A 22451-nucleotide genomic window follows, 5' to 3' on the forward strand; every position below is an offset into this window, starting at 1 on the left:
TAAAAACGAGAAAGCCTGTAAATCTTATGATTTACAGGCTTTTGGTTTCAATTGAAAATGAATTAGTGGAGTCGCCGGGAATCGAACCCGGGTCCAAACAAGCAACTAAAAGGCTTTCTACACGCTTATTTCCTGATTAGATTTTCGATCTTGTGTTTGACCAGAAACAGTCGCACAAGACTTATCTTCTTAATTTCGAAATCCACCCGAAGCTCATGGAAATCTAGGTTTAAATTTACGATTCACCTTTATCGACCGCTATAAACCAAAGCTTTCGAGGTAAATCCTGCTTTCCTATCTGATAGGAACGAGGCTAATCTTACTATGATTCAGATTATGCAGCAAGAGCGTAGTTTCCTTCGCCGTGTATGTGTTTTGAAACCTTTTATTAACGAGAATTGTCCCAGTTCTCGACGTGCTTACTTTTCAATTCGACTTGCTGTCAAAACCAGTCGACCCCTTTTATTTTGAGTTTGCAAAGATACAATTTAAAACCTGAATTACTATTGCAAAACTTTTAACTCTATTACAAAAATCATTCCTCTTTTTCACCTTTGTCTAGATGAAATGGATAATCCCCAAATAGCATAGCCAATTTTCTGACTTTGTAGGTTCTTGTTGTAAATTTATTAGACAAAGCAATTATAGTGACCTTTTCTTTTTGCAAAGTGACATAGGATGAAGTATTACCATGCCACCAACCATTGTGGAAATAGAAATTTTGTCCGGTTTCCCAATTGATCATTCGAATACCAAGTCCATAATTTTTTTCTCCTTTGCGTTCATTGCTATACCCTGTAAATACTTGTTTAAACAGTTTTGGGGATAAGAAAGCAGGAGAATTTCTAGCTCGGTCAAATTTTAATAAATCTCGCGGTGTAGAATAAATATTTTTGTCACCATAAACGGCATCCAAATAATCTTTACCTATTTCAACACCATTCCCTTTATAAGATGGAGCAATAGAATCTTTATCTTCTTCATAGTCAAAAACAAAAGTATTTTTCATTCCAAGTGGCTTGAAAATAATTTGTTTCATTGCTTCTTTATAGGAAAGCTTAGTTATTTTTTCAATTATCAATGCCAACATGGCATAATTAGTATTGCAATAGCTAAATCGGGTGTCCGTTTTAGATTCTAATCCAATATTCTTAGTAGCCATAATGGTTAAAATATCTTGATTGGTTAACCTGTTATGCCTGTCCCACACCGTTTTGTCACGATCTGTAAAATAAGCATAATTACGCATGCCACTTCTATGGTTTAGCAATGTTTTTATAGTAACATCAGGAAAAGGGAATTCTTTTAGAATGGTATTAACCTTTTGGTCCAAATCTATTCTTTTGGCATTTATTAACTTCAAGACTGCAGTTGCAGTTAATACTTTGCTCACTGAGGCTAAATGAAGTGGAGTAGTGCTTGTTATTAATCGTTTCTCTCTAAAATTGGCATAACCTTCATAATTCTCATAAATGATTTGTCCATTTTGAGCTACAAGAAAACTTCCGTTTGCACTATGATTAGGCCAAGTTCTATTATAAAAAGCCTCGATTGATCTTTTTTTAGACTCAATATAGGCAGCAGTTAGTTTAGGGCTTTCATTCGTTAAAGGTTTCATTTTAGGCAATGTACTCTTTGGGAGTTGAGCATCACTTAATTCTATTTTCTTTTTCTCTTTGGTACAAGAACTCAAAACGAATAGTAGGAAGAGTAATTGTAGTATATTTGCTTTTTTTATAAATATCATTTTCATTGTACTAGAACGACAAATATATAGAATCAATCCCTTTTGATTCTTCTTTTTTTCGAAACCTTAACACTATTTTATCAACGTTTTGAAGTTGCAGTTTTGTATCATTTTGGACATCAGCTTTTAATTGGTTTTAGGCTTGTAAATTTATTTTAAAAATTAAGTCAGTTTGTTTAAAATTGTTATATTTGTAACAAATAATACATAAAAAGTTATATTAAATAGGTATAAAAATATAGAAAATGAAGTTCGGAATTATAAAAGAAAGAAAAAACCCGCCAGATAGAAGAGTTGTTTTTTCTCCAGATGAATTAGCAAGAGTAAAACAATTGTATCAAGATGCTTCTATTAAAGTAGAAAGCTCCGATATTCGAATTTTTACTGATGAACAATATAAAAATTCAGGAATCGAAGTTACAAATGACATTAGCGATTGTGATGTTTTATTTGGTGTGAAAGAAGTTCCTGCAGAAGATTTAATTCCTAATAAAGCGTATTTCTTTTTTTCGCACACGATTAAAAAACAGCCTTATAATAGAAAATTATTACAAGCAATTTTAGAAAAAAATATTGATTTATACGATCATGAAACTATTGTAGATTCTCATAATCGCAGGTTAATTGGTTTTGGGAAATATGCGGGAATTGTAGGGACTTATAATAGTATCCGTGCTTTTGGAATAAAATTCGAATTATTCAAATTACCAAAAGCAGAAACACTTTCAGGAAAAGAGGCCTTGATTGCGCATCTAAAAAGATTGGTATTACCTCCTTTAAAATTTGTAATTACCGGTACCGGTAAAGTGGGTAATGGTGCTAAAGAAATTTTGGATGCTATTAAAGTAAAGGAAGTTTCTGTCGAAAATTATTTGACGAAGAACTATGCACAACCCGTTTATACTCAAATCGATGTTTTGGAATACAATAAACGCAAAGACGGACAAGTACTGGATTTTACTGATTTTTATAAAAATCCACAAGATTATGTATCTAATTTTGAACGATTTACTAAATTTTCAGACATCTATGTCACAGGACATTTTCATGCCAATGAAGCTCCGGTAATTCTTACGTCCGAAATGCTTCAGTCGAAAGATTGTAAAATAAAAGTTGTTGCAGATATTTCTTGTGATGTCAATGGTCCAATAGCATGTACTTTGAAATCATCAACAATTGCGGAGCCTTTATACGGATACTGGCCAAATGAAAATAAAGAAGTAGATGTTTTTCATCCTGCAGCAATTGTAGTTATGGCTGTGGATAATTTACCTTGTGAATTGCCAAAGGATGCCAGCGAAGGTTTTGGCGAAATGTTTATGGAACATGTAATTCCTGCATTTTTCAACGGAGACAAAGATGGGATTTTACAAAGAGCCAAAATTACCGAAAAAGGAAAATTGACTCCAAGATTCAGTTATTTACAGGATTATGTTGATGGTAAATAAAAAATATAATTTTTAAATTAATAAACCGAGTTAGTGATAGCTCGGTTTTTTTGTGGAATTTTATAAATGAAACATGATTAATCTCATAATAAGGATTATTATTTCGGCTTATCTTTGTTTTTTCAAAATAATAAATAAAAAAGAGAGTTTTATTTTTAGAAATATCAAAAGCAAGGAGAACCCATTTTTTTGTGAAAGTTTTTCGTAATATTACTATATAAATGAGTTGGAATGAGAAAAATTAAATACAAGAAAGGCAGGAAACTGCAACCTTATAATCTTGAATATACAGGGATTCATAGAAGTCATGAGTCAGAAATGCAGTTGTTCGTTTATGATAATTTTGATTTGATAGAGTTTGAAGATTTTAAAGTTTCGGATCTGGATAAATACATCAATACTCAAAAAACGAATTGGCTGAATATTCATGGTTTAAATAATATTGAATTAATAAAATCAATTGGCAATTATTTTGAAATAGACAATTTCATGCTTGCCGATATTTTAAATACTACTAGGAGAACAAAACTGGAGGAACTATCGGATATTTTATTCTTTAATATAAAATCACTTTTGCCAGCTGGAGATTCAGATAATATTAGTGTGGAGCAAATTAGTTTTCTGATAAAAGATGGTATTTTGATTTCATTTCAGGAGAAACGTAGTGATTTCTTCACCCATATTCGGGAGCGTATTCGTACACATTCAGGAATTGTTAGAACAAAAAAAGTAGATTATTTGTTGTACATACTTTTGGACGCTATCATGGAAAATTTTTATGTTACCATTGAAAATGAAGAAGATAAAGTAGAAGAATTAATTAATCTTTCGAAGAAAAGTGCCGATCCCATAATTTTAGAAAGAATTGAAAAGCATCGCGATAATTTCAATTTTCTGAAACGATCTATTATTCCGCTACGGGATTCTTTGTATGATATAAAAAGCATCAAAGACGATAATGTATTTAATGCAATGGAAATGGAGAATTTTAGTTTTTTTACTCGATTACATCAAAAGAGTTTGGAACTTTTAGAACAAATTGAATCCGATATGGGTTCACTGGAAAGTGCTTCTAATTTCTTTTTTTCGGCACAAACGCACAAGATGAATGAGATTATGAAAACCCTGACCATCGTATCAGCCATATTTATTCCACTTACATTTATTGTTGGAGTTTACGGAATGAATTTTGAGTTTATGCCTGAATTGCATTATCGTAATGGGTATTATTCAATCATCGGAATTATGATTTTAATTGTAATTGGAATGATTTTTTATTTTAAAAAACGCCGTTGGTTTTAAGAATTAAGATGCTGTAAATCCAATTAATATTGGAATTAAATATAAAAATAAAAAGATGAACAAGGCCATATATATAGCAACAAGCGAACAAAATAGCGGCAAGTCTATTATAACTTTAGGGTTGATGAGTATGCTTATTGGTAAAACTGCCAAAGTTGGCTATTTTAGACCCATTGTAGAAGATTTTGAAGAAGGTGGATTTGACAATCACATTGAAACGGTGATTGGTCATTTTGGAATGGATATTCAATTTGAGGATGCTTTTGCCATTACAAAAAGTAAATTAATCAAAAAGAAGAACAAAGGAAAAATAGGGGAGGTCCTCGATTTAATCATTGAAAAATACAAGAAATTAGAAGAACGTTTCGATTTTGTTTTAGTTGAAGGAACCAGTTTTACGGGAGAAGGAACTGTTATCGAATTAGATATGAATGTTTTGATTGCCAAAAATCTAGGGATTCCAACTATTATTGTGGGTTCCGGTGTAGGGAAAACATTAGAAGAATTAATTGATAGCCTTTATCTTGCCTATGATTCATTCAAAGTAAAAGAAGTGGAAGTTTTGGCTGTAATCGCCAATAAAGTGCAACCTCAAAACATTGAATTAGTAACTACCGGTTTGAAAAAAAGTCTGCCTGACAGTATATTAGTGAATTCAATTCCTTTAATCTCTAATTTGAACAATCCCACAATTCAGGAAATTGTAAACAAATTAGATGCTAAAGTGTTATTTGGAGCCGCCTATTTAAACAATCAAACGGGTAATTTTAGCGTGGGCGCGATGCAACTCTGTAATTATCTTTTGCATTTGAAAGAAAATAGTCTGGTGATAACTCCAGGAGATAGAGCTGATATTATTCTTGGCGCTCTTCAGGCGAATGAATCGGTGAATTATCCAACAATTTCAGGAATACTGCTTACAGGAAATATATTGCCTGAACAGAGTATTCTAAAATTAATTGAAGGACTTTCTCCTGTTGTTCCCATTTTTGCAGTAGAGGAAGGGACGTATTATATTACCAATAAAATAGGTTCTATTAAATCCAAAATTTACGCCAATAACAAACAGAAGATTGAAACTTCTATAAACACTTTCGAAAAGTATGTCGACTTGGATAATTTGGCTGAAAAGCTAATTACTTTTGAAGCGGAAGGAATGACGCCAAAAATGTTCCAATACAATTTGGTAAAAAGAGCTAAAAAACATAGAAAACACATTGTTTTACCAGAAGGAAATGATGAAAGAATTATTATTGCAGCTTCGCGATTATTAGCGATGGATGTGGTTGATATTTCGATTATTGGAAACAAAAAGCAAATAGAAAGTAAAGTTTCGGAATTGGGATTAGATTTTGATTTTTCTAAAATAAAAATTATCAATCCAATAGAATCGGAGCATTATGAAGATTATGTAAATACCTATTATGAGTTACGAAAAGCTAAAAACGTAACTTTAGGAATGGCCAAAGATTTAATGGAAGATGTTTCATATTTTGGAACAATGATGGTCTATAAAGGCGATGCTGACGGAATGGTTTCAGGAGCGGCACACACGACACAACACACTATTTTACCGGCTTTGCAATTCATTAAAACGAAACCCAATTCATCAGTAGTTTCCTCAATATTTTTCATGTGTTTGGAAGATAGGGTTTCTGTTTTTGGGGATTGTGCCATCAATCCAAATCCAACAGCGGAACAACTGGCAGAAATAGCCATTTCCTCTGCTGATTCCAGTTTAGCTTTTGGAATAGAACCAAAAATTGCCATGCTTTCCTATTCGTCCGGTTCTTCCGGAAAAGGAGATGAAGTAGATAAAGTGAGAACTGCAACCGAGATAGTTAGGAAAAAACGTCCTGATTTAAAAATTGAAGGACCCATTCAATATGATGCAGCAGTCGATATGGCTGTTGGAAAAAGTAAAATGCCAAATTCAGAAGTGGCAGGACAAGCCAGTGTTCTGATTTTCCCAGATTTAAACACGGGAAATAACACCTATAAAGCAGTGCAAAGAGAAACTGGAGCACTGGCAATTGGTCCGATGTTACAAGGATTAAACAAACCCGTAAATGATTTAAGCCGAGGTTGTACAGTAGATGATATTATAAATACAGTCGTGATTACGGCTATTCAAGCTCAAGGATTATAAAATGAAAATAGTAATTATAAACTCGGGGAGTTCATCCATAAAATACCAATTAATCAATATGCCGACTAATGAAGTCATTTGTTCGGGGATGATTGACAGAATAGGATTGGAAACTTCAAATTTAAGCTACGTAACCAATAACACTAAATTAGAAGAAACGTTGCCTATTGCAAACCATAAAATTGGTTTGGAAAAAATTGCCAAATTACTGATGGACGAGACAGTTGGAGTGATTAAAAGTACAGATGAGATTGAAGCTGTCGGGCATCGCGTGGTGCATGGCGGCAGTGCTTTTTCGAATACGGTAATTATTACCAGTGAGGTAAAAGATAAAATCAGGCAGCTTTTTGATTTGGCACCTTTGCATAATCCTGCGAATTTAGAAGGAATAAATGTTGCCGAGGAAATTTTCAATTTGGCAAAACAAGTGGCTGTTTTTGATACGGCTTTTCATCAAACGATTCCTGTCGTGGCGCACAAATATGCGTTGCCAAATTACCTTTTGACAGAAAATAAAATACGCGTATATGGTTTTCATGGAACGAGTCACAAATACGTTTCGGAAAATGCGATTCATTATTTGAAACAGAATTCTATAAATAAAGCCTCGAAAATTATTACGATACATTTAGGGAATGGGTGTAGTATGACTGCTATAAAAGATGGAAAAAGTATCGATCATACGTTAGGTTTCGGTCCAATGAATGGCTTGATTATGGGAACCCGAAGCGGAGATGTAGATCAATCTGTGATTTTTTATCTGGTTAATTCATTAGGCTATTCGCTTGAGGCGGTGAATACGATGTTGCAAAAGCAAAGCGGAATGCTAGGTCTTACCGGTTACAGCGATTTGAGGGATATTGAAGCGAATGCGGAGAACGGAAATGTTGATTGTCAGCTGGCTTTAGATATGAATGCGTATCGAATTAAAAAATATATTGGTTCTTATACAGCAGTTTTAAATGGACTTGATGCGATAGTTTTTACGGCAGGAATCGGGGAGAATTCCTCTTATATTCGAAAATTAGTCTGTACGGATATGGATTATTTCGGAATTGAATTAGATGATTCCAAAAATGAAATCCGTTCGAAGGAAATTCGAGAAATTAGCACTCCTGATTCGAAAACTAAAATATTGGTTATTCCAACTAATGAAGAAATTGAAATTGCAAATCAGGTATTTGAATTACTTACCAATTAAAAAATGTCCTTTTCTAAAAAAGCTTCTCATCAGGGAAGCTTTTTTTATACTTTTTATTTAAGAAATCTGTTTATATTTGGGCATAAAACGCCACATTTTGAAAGCAAGAATTACAGTAATAATCCTATTATATTTTTTTTCGTTCCAACTTTATTCTCAAGAGTTACTTCCTTTTGTCGAAAATTACAGCAAGTCTAATTATCAGGGCGATAACCAGATTTGGAACGTAGCACAAGGAAATGATGATGCCATGTATTTTGCAAATAATTATTATTTGTTGCGATATGATGGCGTAAAATGGGAGAAATATACGTTGCCTAACAAAACAATCATTCGTTCCATAATGGTCGATGGAGACAAGATTTATTCGGGTTCGTATAAAGAATTTGGGTATTGGTTTCGAAAAGATGGAAAGATGCATTATGTTTCTATTTCCAAAGGCAATAAGGTTTTTGATGAAAACAACAATGAAGAAATTTGGAAGATATTTAAGTTTAATAACAAAATTTACTTTCAGTCCTTTAATGGGCTTTTTCTGTATGATGGAAAACTAATTAAGGAATTCAAATTTGATTTTCTCATCTCTTACTGTTTCCCTGTTGGCAATGAATTGCTAGTTGCTTCAGTTGAGAAAGGAATTTATAAAATAAAGAATTCAAATATCGAAAAAGTAAAGGAATGGGCGGTTTTAGAAAACAATGTTATTCATGCCATTCAAAAATACCAAGATAAAACGTATTTTTTTACTAAAAAAAATGGGGTTTATGTTTTGGAAAACGGCACTTTGATTCCTTGGGGAAATCCATTAAATGACATTTTGAAAGCTGCAAACATCAATGTTGCCCAGTTTATAAAAAGCAATAAACTAGTAATAGGAACTGCAAATAAAGGAGTTTATATCCTAGATTTGAATGACGGTTCTTATAAAAACATCAATAGAAATAATGTCTTGATGAACAATTCTATTTTAAGTATCGGTCAGGACAAAGAGAATGATTTATGGTTGGGACTCGATAATGGAATTGCTCATATTGAAGTCAATTCTCCTACTTCAATTTTTTATGACAGTTCCGGTATTTTAGGTTCTGTTTATTCTGTTGCCAGCACTCCAAAAGGTTATTTAATGGCTTCAAATCATGGTGTTTTTAAATATGAAGACAAACAACTTTCATTGATTCCAAATACACAAGGACAAGCCTGGAATATCAGTAAAATAAATAACAAATATCTTATAGGTCATAACGAAGGAACTTTTGTTTATGATGATGGATTATTTTATAAATTAAGTACGGTAAATGGAGGTTGGAATTTAGCAAAAAGCAGTATTAATAATTCCTATTTGCAAGCAACATACAGCGGTGTAATTATCTATAATAATGCTAATGACTTAAAGCAAAATATTGTTTTAAAAAAGATTTTGAAACCTATAAAATATGTTGCTCAAAACAGGAAAAATGAAATTTGGGCAGCGGATAATAATAGGGGTTTGTATCGAATTCTTTATAATGATGCCTATGAAACAGTACGTGTTGATAATATTACCCAGCGCAGTAAAATAAGTAATGATTTTGGTGTAAAAATATTTGAGTTCAGAAATGAAATTCTTTTTTTGATTAATAAATCGTGGTATACCTACAATTCAATAACGAATCAATTAGAAGGAAATGAATTGTTTAACAGCAATTTCAAAAACGTCTCAGATATTGTTACCATTGATGAAAATAACTTTATGGTGCTTCAAGGAGGACTTTTGTACCATGTTTATGCTAATGATAATCAATTTATTAAAAATAGTATTCAGGAGAAATATTATAAAGGAAAAATCATCAATGATAATTTAAAAGTATTTAAAAATAATGACAGTTATCTGTTAAATCTAGATGATGGTTTTATTTCACTTCAATTAAAATCCAAAAATAAGCAAACAACTAATATAAAGATTGAAGCTTTTAATGATGGTGTTTTAGTAGAAAATACATCAAAAATCAAGCATAATTCAGAGCTTAGAATACATGTGATATCTGGAATTTATGGAGCCACAAAACCGGATTTATTTTATAAAATTAATGGTACCAAAGAATTCATTCCTATAAATGAAGGATTGATTATTTTGAATAACCTCATTAGTGGTTCTCATGAGTTGACTATTTATGGTAACGATGGATTGCATTATAATAAAGTTTCCAGTTTTCAATTTATCGTTGCAAAGGCATGGTATTTTTCTTTTTGGATGATTTTGGTGTACCTGATTGTTATTGGTTTGATATTATACCTTTATTATAAATGGAATAAGATGAAATATATTCAGAAACTGAAATTACAGGAAGAAGAATTAAAGCATCAAAAGAAAATTCTGGAAATGGAATTAAAAGCCGAAAATGAGTTGAACATTCAGGAATATGAAAAACACATTCTTGAATTGGAATTGCAATCTAAATCATCAGAAGTTGCGGGTAAATCACTTTCTATTGCCAAGCAAAGTGAAATGATAGAGAATATCCAAGGAATTTTAGATTCTGAAACCGATTTCAATAAACTAAAAAGTGAGATAAAAAAAGCTATAAAAATCAATGCAGTTAACAAGCATGAATGGGAAACATTTGAAACAAATTTGAATCAAATTCATAATGAATTCATAATTAATCTTTCTAAAAAATATCCAAACCTTACTTCAAAGGATATTAAGCTTTGCATTTACTTAAAAATGAATCTTTCTTCCAAAGAAATTGCACCAATGATGAATATTTCATTCAGAGGTGTTGAACTGCATCGCTATCGATTAAGAAAGAAATTGAACCTAGTTCAGGACGAAAACCTTTCTAAATTTTTATTAACGATATAAAATAAGTTCTATTTTTATAGATACTATATTATTTCAATCAATTTTTTACGAAATTACAATACATCATTACTACATCATACCGATGTAGTAAGGTACTCGTGTACCTCTCATAGCCGCTTTAAAACATAGATTTCTTGTTGTGTTTTAATATTTTGATGTATTTATGTAGTAACTCCATTATGGATACTATAACGTTGTAATTATCTAATTTGGTCCCACTAACTTTAACAAATTATTAATATATGAGAAATTTTATTTTTAGCTTTTTAGCACTCATTCTACTTCCGGCATATATGTCTGGTCAAGTAATTAAAGGAAAAGTATCGGATAAGAATGGAATTGGAATTCCTGCTGCAATGATTGTTGCTGCCGATTCTAAAACTTCAGCAGATACTGATTTTGACGGTAATTTTAATATCAATGCCAAAATAGGAGAGGTATTAAAAATAAGTATGGTAGGTTTTGATGCTTTATCAGTAAAAGTAACTTCTGGAACTATGAGCATCACTTTAAATGAATCTAAAGACACTGAACTGAAAGAAGTAGTTGTCATAGGTTATGGATCGAGAAAAAAGATTGATAATACCACTTCAATTACTTCATTGAAAGCGGAGGAAATATCTAAAACTAAAGTTTTAAATGCTTCTCAAGCTATCCAAGGTAAAGCAGCGGGGGTTCAAGTAATTTCTTCTGATTTACCAGGAAGTTCACCTTCTGTAGTTATTAGAGGTTTAGGTACTGCTATTGGTGGTAGATCTCCTTTGTATATTGTTGATGGTATGCCTACTGAGAATATCAATAACATTAATACTAATGATATTACCTCTTACGAGATTTTGAAGGATGCTTCTGCATTAGCTATTTACGGTACTAGAGCTGCCAATGGGGTAATTATCGTTACTACTAAAAAAGGGAAAGGCGATAGAGTGACTGTTGAAGTAGAGAGTTTTGCTGGTTTTAGAAAGCCATTACGAACAGTTAAAATGGCGGGAAGTGATGCGTATGCACGTTATTCTAATGCTGCTTTAGGGACTTCGACTTTTTCTGAAAATCAACCAGTGAATACGAACTGGCTTGATGCAATTACAAGAACAGGATCTTATACTCAAAATAATGTTTCTATTTCTGGGGCAACGGAGAATATAAAATACTTTTTTAGTGTAGGTAACTATGAAGAAAAAGCAATTTTGAATGGTCTTGATTATAGTCGTTTTACTTTTAGAAATAACAATGAATATAAAATTTCTAAAAAATTAACATTAAATCAAAACCTTAGTTTTACATCAGCTAATTCATCCCCAAAACCATTAGGTGCTTTTACAAATGCGTACAAGCAGTCTCCAATTGTTCCAGTTCGTTTTGCATCAGGACAATATGGTGTTCCTTTTGTTGATGCTAATGGAGTTGCAAGTACAAGCGGTTCTTCATTTAATAACGTTGGGAATCCTGTAGCTCAATTGGATTTTTACAATGAGCAACAACGCAGTGTAACTTTGCAAGGTGGTTTGAAATTAGATTATGAAATTCTGAAAGGATTAAAATTTACTTCACAGTTTAATGGTGAATTTTATTCTTGGAAACAATATAATTTTGAAGATACAAGAGCGATTGATATCGCTGGAGATCCAAGCCCAGGAAATACTTTACCAACAAATATCAATTTATTGACTAGAGGTAGAGAGCAATATTTCAATTGGAATTTATCAAACTATTTTACTTACAACAAAATATTTGGTGAAATTCATGATATTGAGTTAACTGCTGGTATGGAAACATCTGTAAAAGGACCAAGAGAAAAACTTACCATTGTTAGAAAAAATGTTAATGCAAGTTCTAATTATTGGTCACTTGAAGGTGTTGATTATGTAGGAAACATTACTAGTTTGTTAGATGTAACTTATGATCAAACGAAATTAGCTTCCTATTTTGGTCGTTTCCAATATAAATTAATGGACAAATACTTATTTACAGGAACAATTAGACGTGATGGTTCATCTAATTTTGCTAAAGATTATCGTTGGGGTACTTTTCCTGCTTTTGGTTTAGGTTGGGTTATTACCAAAGAGGATTTTATGGCTAATGTTAAAACAATCAACGTATTGAAATTAAGAGGTGGTTGGGGTAAATTAGGAAATCAAAATGTACCTCTTAATAATCAAGCATATGCATCTGGACTTAACAGTTATTTAGGTGGTTCTATCTTGAATGAAGGAACGACTATTAATTCACAAATTGATCCAAGTTTATCTTGGGAAGTTACAGAGGAAACTTCTTTAGGTCTTGATTTTGAATTATTGGACAACAAATTAAAAGGATCTTTTGATGTATATAATAAAAAAACAGATAATGTTATTTTATATGTAAGACCTTATTCAACATCAGGTATCAGTGTAGCTACACCAGCGCATGTAGGTGAAGTTTCAAATAAAGGATATGAAATTTCTATACGTTGGGATGATAAAATATCGGATAATTTAAGTTACTGGGTAGGTGGAAATTTCTCTAATAATAAAAATGAACTTTCACGCTTAAAAGGTGTAAATCTTTCTCCAGAAGTAGGTGGAAACTTAGGGAATGGTCAAGATACTAAATTACTTGATAATTCTTCTATAGGTCAACCGTTAGGTAGTTTTTATTTATATCAATATGCTGGAATAGATCCTTCAAACGGCAAAATGCTATATTATAATGCCAGTGGTGCCAAAGTGACTCAAGATGCTTTGTCTGCTACAGCTGATAAAAAATATGTTGGTTCTATTTTACCTACATCTAATTATGGTGTAAGCTTAGGGTTAAACTATAAAAACTTTGATTTTTCTGTTGATGGCTACGGTACTAGTGGTGCAAAAGTGTACAATGGTAAAAAAGCACAACGTTTTACAGGGGAGAATATTGAGCAATCAGTAGCGACTAATTTCTGGTCACCTACAAATACAACAGCTTCAAATCCAGCTCCATTTAATCAAGTTCCTGTAGCTTCTACTTATTATATGGAATCTGGAGATTTCTTCAGAGTTAATAATATTAGTTTAGGATACAAACTTCCTTTAGCAGAAAAAGGTTTCTTGAACTATTGCCGAGTATATGTAAATGCAATTAATCCATTTATAACTCAAAAATTCTCTGGTTTTTCTCCTGAACTTAACGGTGATGGTAATCCTTACCGTAGTCAAGGTGTTGAACTGGATGCTTATCCTACACTACGATCTTTAGTAATTGGTGCTAATTTAAAATTTTAATAGTATGAAAAAGATATATATATCAATGTTTGCCGTATCGGCGCTCTTTTTTGCGGGATGTGCAAATGATTATTTAGATGTAAATCAAACAGAGTCTATCTCTACGAAAGATATCGAATTGTTTAATAATGATGCTGGTGCAGCCACTTTTGTAACTGCTATTTACAGTAAGTTTTTAAACTGGGATATGAGTTCATTTGGTTGGATTGGTTTAGCAAGTATTACTTCTGATGATGCTGACAAAGGATCATCTCCAGGAGATACGGGTAGTGATAAAGATGTTTTGGATGCACTAACATATAACTCGTCAAACCCATCTGCTGAGAGTACTTTTAATGCTAATTATGACGGAATTAACAGATGCAATCAAGCCTTAGATATTTTGCCTAAGCTTGATAAAGCAGATGCTAATTTAAGAACAAGATTAATGGGTGAAGCTAAGTTTTTAAGAGCTTTTATGTATTTTACTTTGGTGAAATGTTATGGTGGAGTTCCAATCGTGGATCACTTACCAAATCCAGTTTCTGATGACGATCAAAAAATGTTGCTTACTCGTAAAACTGCTGCTGAAGTGTATGCTTTTATCGAAAGTGATTTGGCTGATGCTATTGCGGCATTACCAAATAAAGCTGCTTATGCTGCCGATGAGAAAGCAAGAGCTTCAAAAGGCGCCGCTTATGCTTTATTAGCAAAAGTGAATTTGTATCAAAAAAATTGGCAAAAAGTGGTAGACAACTGTAATCTTGTTACAGGATATTCTATTTCAGCTGATTATGCTAAAATGTTCCAATTAGAAGGGGAAAATGATGCTGAATCTATATTTGAAATTAATGGTGTTGGTTCAGTTCCTGCAAAAGGAATTGAAGGATATTCTGCCTCTCAAGGTGCTCGTGGTGCTGGAGGATGGGGTTGGGGATTCAATACTCCATCACAAAGTTTATTAAATGCTTATGAGGCAGGTGATGTTAGAAAAAATGCAACTATTATTTTTAGAGGAACTACTTTATATGATGGTAGAGTGGTGCCAAATACTGTTGAAAATCCAATGTATAATTTTAAAGCCTATTCTTCTCAATATACCGATGGATGGGAAACAGATGCTAATATCAAATACTTGAGATATGCTGAAGTATTGTTGATGAAAGCCGAAGCATTGAATGAATTAGGTCAAACACCACAAGCTATTCCGTTGTTAAACCAAATTAGAAATAGAGCCGGATTAGGAGTTACTACTGCAGTGTCTCAAGTTGATGTAAGAACTGCTATTTGGAAAGAAAGAAGAGTAGAGTTGGCTTTTGAATTTGACAGATTCTTTGATTTAGTTCGTACTGGTCAGGCTAAAACAGCTTTTGCAATTGATGGTAAAACGTTTACTGAGGGTAAAAATGAATTATTCCCTATTCCAGATTCGTTTATAAGACAATCTAAAGGGATGTCATCTCAAAATCTAGGTTATTAATTAAAAAACACTCCTTATTTCTTATTTTTTTTAGAGAAGTAAGGAGTGTTTATTTTATAAATATTATAAAATTTACCAATGATTAAATTTACAGTTTCATTCCTGCTTTTTACTTTTCTAGGCTGTGCTTCCTCTGCAGATAAGCCAAATGCAAGTATAGTTGTAAGCCCACCTTCTGCGGCATTAACAGATACTGAAGCTATGGATCAAGTCCAAAAAGATGCCATTAAATATTTTTGGGATTATGCTGAAACTAATTCAAAATTAGCAAGAGAACGTTATCTAACTGATGATCCAAGTTTTGAAGCTAATATAGTTACTACTGGAGGTTCCGGTTTTGGGTTAATGTCAATAGTCGTTGGTGTAGAGCGAGGATTTGTTAATAGAAGCGAAGCTGTTTCTAGACTTACAACTGCTTTGACTTTTCTCGAAAATGCAGATCGGTTTCATGGTGCGTGGTCACATTGGATAAATGGAACAACAGGCAAAGTAATTCCTTTTGGAACTAAAGATAATGGAGGAGATTTAGTAGAAACTTCTTTTTTATGTCAGGGTTTGTTAACTGTTAGAGAATATTTTAAAAATGGAACTACTGCTGAACAAGCTTTAGCCACTAAAGCAGATAATTTGTGGAAAGGCGTAGAATGGGATTGGTATACCAAAGGAGAAAATGCATTATACTGGCATTGGTCACCTACTTACGGTTGGGAAATGAATTTTAAACTAGAAGGATACAACGAATGTTTGATTACCTATATAATGGGTGCTGCGTCTCCTACACATCCTATTCCCGCTGCAGCTTATCATCAAGCTTGGGCAAGAAACGGAGCAATTGTAAATAGTAGTTCACAATACGGAATTCCAGTGATATTCAATTATAATGGAGCTACAGGAAATGTAGGACCTATGTTTTGGGCGCATTATTCCTATTTAGGTTTAGATCCTACTAACTTGACGGATCAATATGCAGATTATTGGGCACTGACCCAAAACCATGCTAAAATCATGAACAAATATTGTATTGCTAATCCACATCAATGGAATGGGTATTCGGATAAATGTTGGGGATTAACGGCAAGTTATTCTCGTAATAGTGACGGGTCTACAGGATATTCAGCACATCAGCCTAATAATGATTTAGGAGTGATTTCACCTACAGCTGCCTTATCTTCTTTTCCTTATACGCCAACGGAATCAATGAAATTTCTCCATTATTTATATGATGAGAAAAAGAGTTCTTTAGTTGGAATTGCGGGACCTTATGACGCTTTTTCTCCGCATTATAATTGGATAACGCCACGATATTTAGCGATCGATCAAGGTACAATAGCCCCAATGATTGAAAATTATCGTACCGGTTTATTATGGAAATTATTTATGAATTCACCAGAGGTAAAACAAGGTTTAGTAAAACTTGGTTTTCATTCCGGGAAATATAATTTTTAAGGAATTATGAAGTATAAAATTATAATAATCGTCTTTTTATTCTCATGGAATGCCTTTTCACAATCGGAGGTAAATGGAAAAATGAAAACTGAAATCGTGCAAAAACACGAAATGGGTTTTGCATTGCACATTCCAGCGAATACAAAAGATAAAAAACCGTTAATCATTTTTCTTCATGGTTCAGGTGAAAAAGGAACGGATATCGAAAAAGTAAAAATTCATGGACCTTTTAAATACATTAAAAACCACGAACTCGACGCATATATTTTGGCACCGCAATGCCCTGAAAACGAAGAATGGAATAATGAAGTATTGTATCGTTTGATTTTAAAAATCCAAAAAGAAAACAATATAGATCCAAACCGAATTTACCTTACCGGATTGAGTTTAGGTGGTTGGGGAACTTGGAATCTGGCTTTTGCGCATCCTGATATGTTTGCTGCAATTGTTCCAATTTCTGGATTTGTTGATCTGATTCAATTAGAAGAAGCGTGTAAAATTGCGGCAATTCCAACTCGGGTTTTTCACGGTTTGATGGATGATGTTGTGAATCCAGATTATGCAATCGCCATTTATAAAGAACTAAAAAAGTGTAATGGTAATGTCGAACTAACCATTTTTGATGATGCAGGTCATGACAGTTGGTCAAGAGTATATGACAACCAAGAAATTTATGATTGGATGTTTAAACAAATAAAAAAATAAAAAATGAAAATTAAACTAATTATACTTCTCTTAGGCTTTTCACTTTTTGGCTACAGCCAAAAAAAGACAGCTAAAAAGACGGTTAAAATTAAACCCAAAACAGAATTTGTATCCGACTTAATGTCGAAAATGACTTTGGACGAAAAAATAGGGCAATTGAATTTGCCTACTTCGGGTGATATTACCACTGGAGCTGCCAATAGTTCTAATGTAGCTAAAAATATTGAAGAAGGTAAAGTAGGTGGTTTATTCAATATAAAATCGGTTCAGAAAATTAAAGAAGTACAAAAGATTGCAGTCGAAAAAAGCCGATTGAAAATCCCATTACTTTTTGGAATGGATGTCATTCATGGCTATGAAACGACTTTTCCTATTCCGCTTGGTTTGTCTTGTACATGGGACATGAAACTGATTGAAAGGAGTGCTCAAATTGCAGCTCAGGAAGCCAGTGCCGATGGAATCAACTGGACATTTTCTCCTATGGTTGATATTTCACGCGAACCGCGTTGGGGTAGAGTTTCTGAAGGTTCTGGTGAAGATCCATTTTTGGGAAGCCAAATTGCCAAAGCTATGGTTCATGGATACCAACAGGATGATTTGTCAAAAAACAATACCATTTTATCCTGTGTGAAACATTTTGCTTTGTACGGTGCGCCGGAAGCAGGACGCGATTATAACACGGTTGATATGAGCAGAATAAAAATGTATAATGATTATTTTCCTCCATACAAAGCGGCTGTTGATGCCGGTGTTGGATCGGTTATGGCATCTTTCAACGAAATTGACGGAATTCCGGCAACTGGAAACAAATGGTTGATGACTGATGTGTTGAGAAAACAATGGGGTTTTAAAGGTTTTGTGGTTACTGATTTTACAGGAATTCCCGAAATGATAGAACACGGTATGGGAGATTTACAAACGGTATCTGCGTTGGCTCTAAATGCCGGAGTTGAAATGGATATGGTAGGCGAAGGTTTTCTTACTACTTTGAAAAAATCATTGGATGAAAAAAAGGTAAGCATAGAACAAATCGACAATGCTGTTCGACTTATTTTGAATGCCAAATATGATTTAGGATTGTTTCAAGATCCTTATAAATATTGTGATGAAAAACGAGCAAAAACAGAAATTTTTACAAGCAGTAATAGAGCTGAAGCTAGAAAAATTGCTGCTCAATCTTTGGTTTTACTTAAAAACCAAAACCAGTTGCTTCCTTTGAAAAAAACCGGAACTGTTGCCGTGATTGGACCATTGGCTGAGGCCAAAGAAAATATGGCAGGTACTTGGAGTGTTGCGACAAATATGCAAACGTCGATTTCATTAGCAACTGGAATTAAAGAAGTGGTTGGGAATACTACAAAAGTGCTTTACGCTAAAGGAAGTAATCTGGATTATGATGCGGCTTTCGAAGAAAAAGCAACCATGTTTGGTAAAACCTTGCACCGAGATAATAGAACTAAGGAAGAATTATTGGCAGAAGCGTTGAAAATTGCCAATCAATCCGATGTGATTATTGCAGCTCTTGGTGAATCTGCAGAAATGAGTGGAGAAAGCAGTAGCCGAACCAATTTAGAAATTCCACAGGCTCAAAAAGATTTATTACAGGAATTATTAAAAACAGGAAAACCAGTGGTTTTGGTTTTATTTACAGGGCGGCCATTAGTTTTAGTTCAGGAAAATGCAACTGTTCCAGCGATATTGAATACATGGTTTGCAGGAAGTGAAGCAGGAAGTGCTATTGCGGATGTTTTGTTTGGAAATGAAAATCCTTCGGGAAAATTGACTGCTACTTTCCCTAGAAGTGTAGGGCAAGTGCCTATTTATTACAACCAAAAAAATACTGGAAGACCATTAGGGAACAAAGAAGGAAAGTTTGAAAAATTCAGATCTAATTACATCGACGAAAGAAATGAGCCTTTATTTCCTTTTGGTTTTGGATTGAGTTATACCACATTCGACTATTCGAACTTTAAAATTTCATCGGATAAAATGTATTTCAACGAAAAAGTAAACGTTACCGTTGATGTTACAAATACCGGAAATTATGATGGTAAGGAAGTAGTTCAATTGTACATAAGAGATTTAGTGGGGTCTGTTACAAGACCTATAAAAGAGTTGAAAGGATTTCAAAAAATCGCTGTTAAAAAAGGAGAAAAACAAACGGTAACTTTTGAAATTTCCGTTGAAGAGTTGAAATTTTATAATTCTGATTTACAGTTTATTGCTGAGCCAGGTGCGTTTCAAATTTTTGTTGGCACTGATTCTAATGCAGAGAAGAAAGTTAGTTTGGAGTTGATTAAATAAATTTGGTTTGTTTATTTAGTGACGACCCTTCGGTATTTATATCGAAGGGTTTTTTTATAAAAAAAGTGCGCATATTAAAAGCAACACGATGAGGAACGGATATTTTATTGGTCTCAAATTTATGCACTTTAGCTTCTAAAAAATATTAGCCACGAATTTCACGAATTTCCACTAATTAATTTGTGCTAATTGGTGAAATTCGTAGCTAATATTTGGTTTGTAACCGTGAATACTTTAAGTCTGCCTACCAAATCTATAGACTTTTAGTCATAATGGTTTATTTAATTTTATGACTGTCCTTAATTCGTACCAAGTCTTTTTTTTAGCCACAGATTTCACTGATTCACACAGATTTTATAAGCATTATTAAAGGAATCTGTGAAAATCTTTTTAATCTGTGGCTTATTTTATCGCTTTGGTACTAGTCACGGACAGTCATATTTAATTTTATCAATTTTTTTTAAAAAATAGGGAGGTTTTTTTTTGAATGTAGCATCAAATATTCGTTAAGAATTACGAAATTGCCATTAATATTAGAACCTAAATTATTAAGTACTATTTCAAACAATCACCATATTAAATTATGAAAAAATCAATTTTATCTGTTATACTATTCCTTAGCGGAATTGTTCTTTTTGCACAAACTAAAGATGAACAAACGCTAAAAGAAATTTACAAATCATCATTAACCAACTCAAAATGTTATTCTTGGCTGGACTATTTATCCAATAAAATAGGTTCTCGTTTATCAGGTTCAGCCAGCGCTGAAAAAGCGGTTCAGTATACCAAAGCACAATTAGAAACACTAGGGTTGGATCGTGTTTATCTTCAAGAAGTGATGGTGCCAAAATGGGTTCGTGGCGAAAAAGAAACTGCTTACATTCAAGACAATAAAACTAAAATAAATGTGCCTATTTGTGCTTTAGGAGGTTCTGTTGCTACCTCCAAAAATGGACTTACTGCTGAAGTAATTGAAGTGCATAGCATCAAAGAATTAGAAGCCTTAGGAAATAAAATTAAAGGGAAAATAGTTTTTTTCAACCGACCGATGGAGGATGCACAAATAGAAGCTTTCAATGCTTATAGTGGTTGTGTAGATCAAAGATATGCGGGAGCTATGGAGGCTTCAAAATTTGGTGCCTTGGGTACGATTGTACGATCTATGAATCTTCGATTGGATGATTTTCCTCATACAGGAGCACAAAGTTATGGTGATATTTCAAAATCACAATACATTCCATCAGCTGCTATTAGTACAAACGGTGCGGAATTATTGAGCAAAAAATTGAAAAATAACCCAAAATTAAAATTCTATTTTAAACAATCTTGTAAGCAAATGGATGATGTTTTATCCTACAATGTCATAGGAGAAATAAAAGGAAGTGAGCATCCTGAAAACATTATGGTTGTTGGCGGACATCTTGATTCTTGGGATTTAGCCGATGGTTCCCATGATGATGGTGCAGGGGTGGTTCAAAGTATGGAAGTGGTAAATATCTTTAAAAACTTGGGTTATAAACCAAAAAACACCATTCGTGTTGTACTTTTTATGAATGAAGAAAACGGTGGTAAAGGTGGAAAAAAATATGAAGAATTGGCTCAAGCAAATAATGAAAATCACATTTTTGCTTTGGAAAGCGACTCAGGCGGATTCAGTCCTAGAGGTTTTTCTTTAGAAAGTGATGATGCTAATTTTAATAAAATTCTAGGATGGAAAAACCTTTTTGAGCCGTATTTGATCCATAGTTTTGTAAAAGGACATGCTGGTTCAGATATTGGACCATTGACTTCTAAAACGCTTGTAAAAGCAGGTTTAAAACCAGATTCACAACGTTACTTTGATTATCACCATGCATTAAATGACACATTTGATGCTGTCAATAAAAGAGAACTAGAATTAGGAGCTGCAACAATGGCTTCATTAATGTATTTGATAGATCAGAATGGGACTCAAGCAAGTAAGGAAGTGCAATAGATTTTAAAAAAAATGTTTCCTGACTTTAATAAAAACATAAAAAAAACTACAAGTTATACGCTTGTAGTTTTTTTGTTTTGAATGCAAAGTCAAATTATTTTAATTCTAACTATTATTAATCATTTTTTTTAGTTCAGGGTTTTTATTTCTTAAATCAAGTCCTCCTTCATACACAGATTTTAGGTTTACCAGAAAAAATGACCAACCGGAGTCACATCCAAGCCTGATATTCACCTTTGAACTATCATCCGTCGGAATGTTTTTCTGGGTTAGTTCAACTATAATGTAATTGTCTTGAGTTGAAAGCTTAATATCAACCAAACAGTCTCCCGCAAATGAAAATTGAATAAAATCGAGTCCATTTGAGTCCGTTATAATTCCTTTTTCGACTACATCATATAAATACCAACTCCATTCATAGGAACCTTTTTCAATACTTGTGTTTCTGTCCATGAGGTTTTTGCCGGCATCGAAATAAGTAGCATTTCTTAAAAACCATTTTTCGATTTCTACAGCTTTAGTCCAAGCAGCATACATCTCTGCAAGAGTTGATTTTACCGCAATTCGTCTAGTAAATGTTGTCCAGTCAAAGTTGTTCATGTCTTTCAGGAGTTTAGTTAATTATGCTTTCATG

At 33.1% G+C, this 22451-nt stretch carries 13 protein-coding genes and 1 other RNA gene; 11 read left to right on the forward strand and 3 right to left on the reverse strand.

The annotated features are described in order from the left end of the window. Positions 1-63 precede the first annotated feature (63 nt). Positions 64-460, reverse strand: a transfer-messenger RNA (tmRNA) gene (gene ssrA, locus OA85_RS17225). A gap of 75 nt (positions 461-535) precedes the next feature. Further along, the gene (locus OA85_RS10855) at positions 536-1753 is read right to left on the reverse strand and encodes a serine hydrolase (protein ID WP_039109769.1); all 1218 of its coding nucleotides are present in this window, start codon (positions 1751-1753) and stop codon (positions 536-538) included. 239 nt (positions 1754-1992) lie between these two features. Here OA85_RS10855 and OA85_RS10860 point away from each other — a divergent pair, with 239 nt between their 5' ends. The 11 genes from OA85_RS10860 (at position 1993) to OA85_RS10910 (ending at position 21817) form a co-directional block, all read left to right on the forward strand. Continuing rightward, positions 1993-3195, forward strand: coding sequence for an NAD(P)-dependent oxidoreductase (locus tag OA85_RS10860; RefSeq protein WP_039109770.1), 1203 nt, complete (start codon positions 1993-1995; stop codon positions 3193-3195). 231 nt (positions 3196-3426) lie between these two features. Next, entirely contained in the window at positions 3427-4497 is a 1071-nt protein-coding gene (gene corA / locus OA85_RS10865) for a magnesium/cobalt transporter CorA (protein WP_039109771.1), read from the forward strand. Between the two features lie 55 nt (positions 4498-4552). Beyond that, the gene (pta, locus tag OA85_RS10870) at positions 4553-6646 is read left to right on the forward strand and encodes a phosphate acetyltransferase (RefSeq protein WP_039109772.1); all 2094 of its coding nucleotides are present in this window, start codon (positions 4553-4555) and stop codon (positions 6644-6646) included. A 1-nt stretch (position 6647) separates the two neighbouring features. After that, the gene (locus tag OA85_RS10875; protein ID WP_039109773.1) at positions 6648-7847 is read left to right on the forward strand and encodes an acetate/propionate family kinase; all 1200 of its coding nucleotides are present in this window, start codon (positions 6648-6650) and stop codon (positions 7845-7847) included. A gap of 97 nt (positions 7848-7944) precedes the next feature. After that, on the forward strand, positions 7945-10689 hold the full coding sequence (locus tag OA85_RS10880; RefSeq protein ID WP_039109774.1) for a histidine kinase: 2745 nt from the start codon (positions 7945-7947) through the stop codon (positions 10687-10689). 242 nt (positions 10690-10931) lie between these two features. Further along, a complete protein-coding gene (locus OA85_RS10885) occupies positions 10932-13928 on the forward strand; it encodes a SusC/RagA family TonB-linked outer membrane protein (protein ID WP_039109775.1) in 2997 nt (998 codons plus the stop codon). Between the two features lie 4 nt (positions 13929-13932). Then, a complete protein-coding gene (locus OA85_RS10890) occupies positions 13933-15387 on the forward strand; it encodes a RagB/SusD family nutrient uptake outer membrane protein (protein ID WP_039109776.1) in 1455 nt (484 codons plus the stop codon). A 78-nt stretch (positions 15388-15465) separates the two neighbouring features. Beyond that, positions 15466-16833: a glucoamylase family protein gene (locus tag OA85_RS10895; protein WP_039109777.1), complete on the forward strand. Its 1368-nt coding sequence runs from the start codon at positions 15466-15468 to the stop codon at positions 16831-16833. A gap of 6 nt (positions 16834-16839) precedes the next feature. After that, the gene (locus OA85_RS10900; RefSeq protein WP_039109778.1) at positions 16840-17538 is read left to right on the forward strand and encodes a prolyl oligopeptidase family serine peptidase; all 699 of its coding nucleotides are present in this window, start codon (positions 16840-16842) and stop codon (positions 17536-17538) included. A 3-nt stretch (positions 17539-17541) separates the two neighbouring features. After that, on the forward strand, positions 17542-19842 hold the full coding sequence (gene bglX / locus OA85_RS10905; protein WP_039109779.1) for a beta-glucosidase BglX: 2301 nt from the start codon (positions 17542-17544) through the stop codon (positions 19840-19842). A 583-nt stretch (positions 19843-20425) separates the two neighbouring features. Then, positions 20426-21817, forward strand: a complete 1392-nt coding sequence (locus tag OA85_RS10910) for a M20/M25/M40 family metallo-hydrolase (RefSeq protein ID WP_039109780.1) — start codon at positions 20426-20428, stop codon at positions 21815-21817. A gap of 105 nt (positions 21818-21922) precedes the next feature. On the opposite strand, the gene OA85_RS10915 is transcribed toward OA85_RS10910, so the two are convergent. After that, a complete protein-coding gene (locus OA85_RS10915; RefSeq protein ID WP_039109781.1) occupies positions 21923-22417 on the reverse strand; it encodes an SRPBCC domain-containing protein in 495 nt (164 codons plus the stop codon). Positions 22418-22451 lie beyond the last annotated feature (34 nt).

Origin of the sequence: Flavobacterium sp. AED (assembly GCF_000812945.1) — a bacterium.
GTDB lineage: Bacteria > Bacteroidota > Bacteroidia > Flavobacteriales > Flavobacteriaceae > Flavobacterium.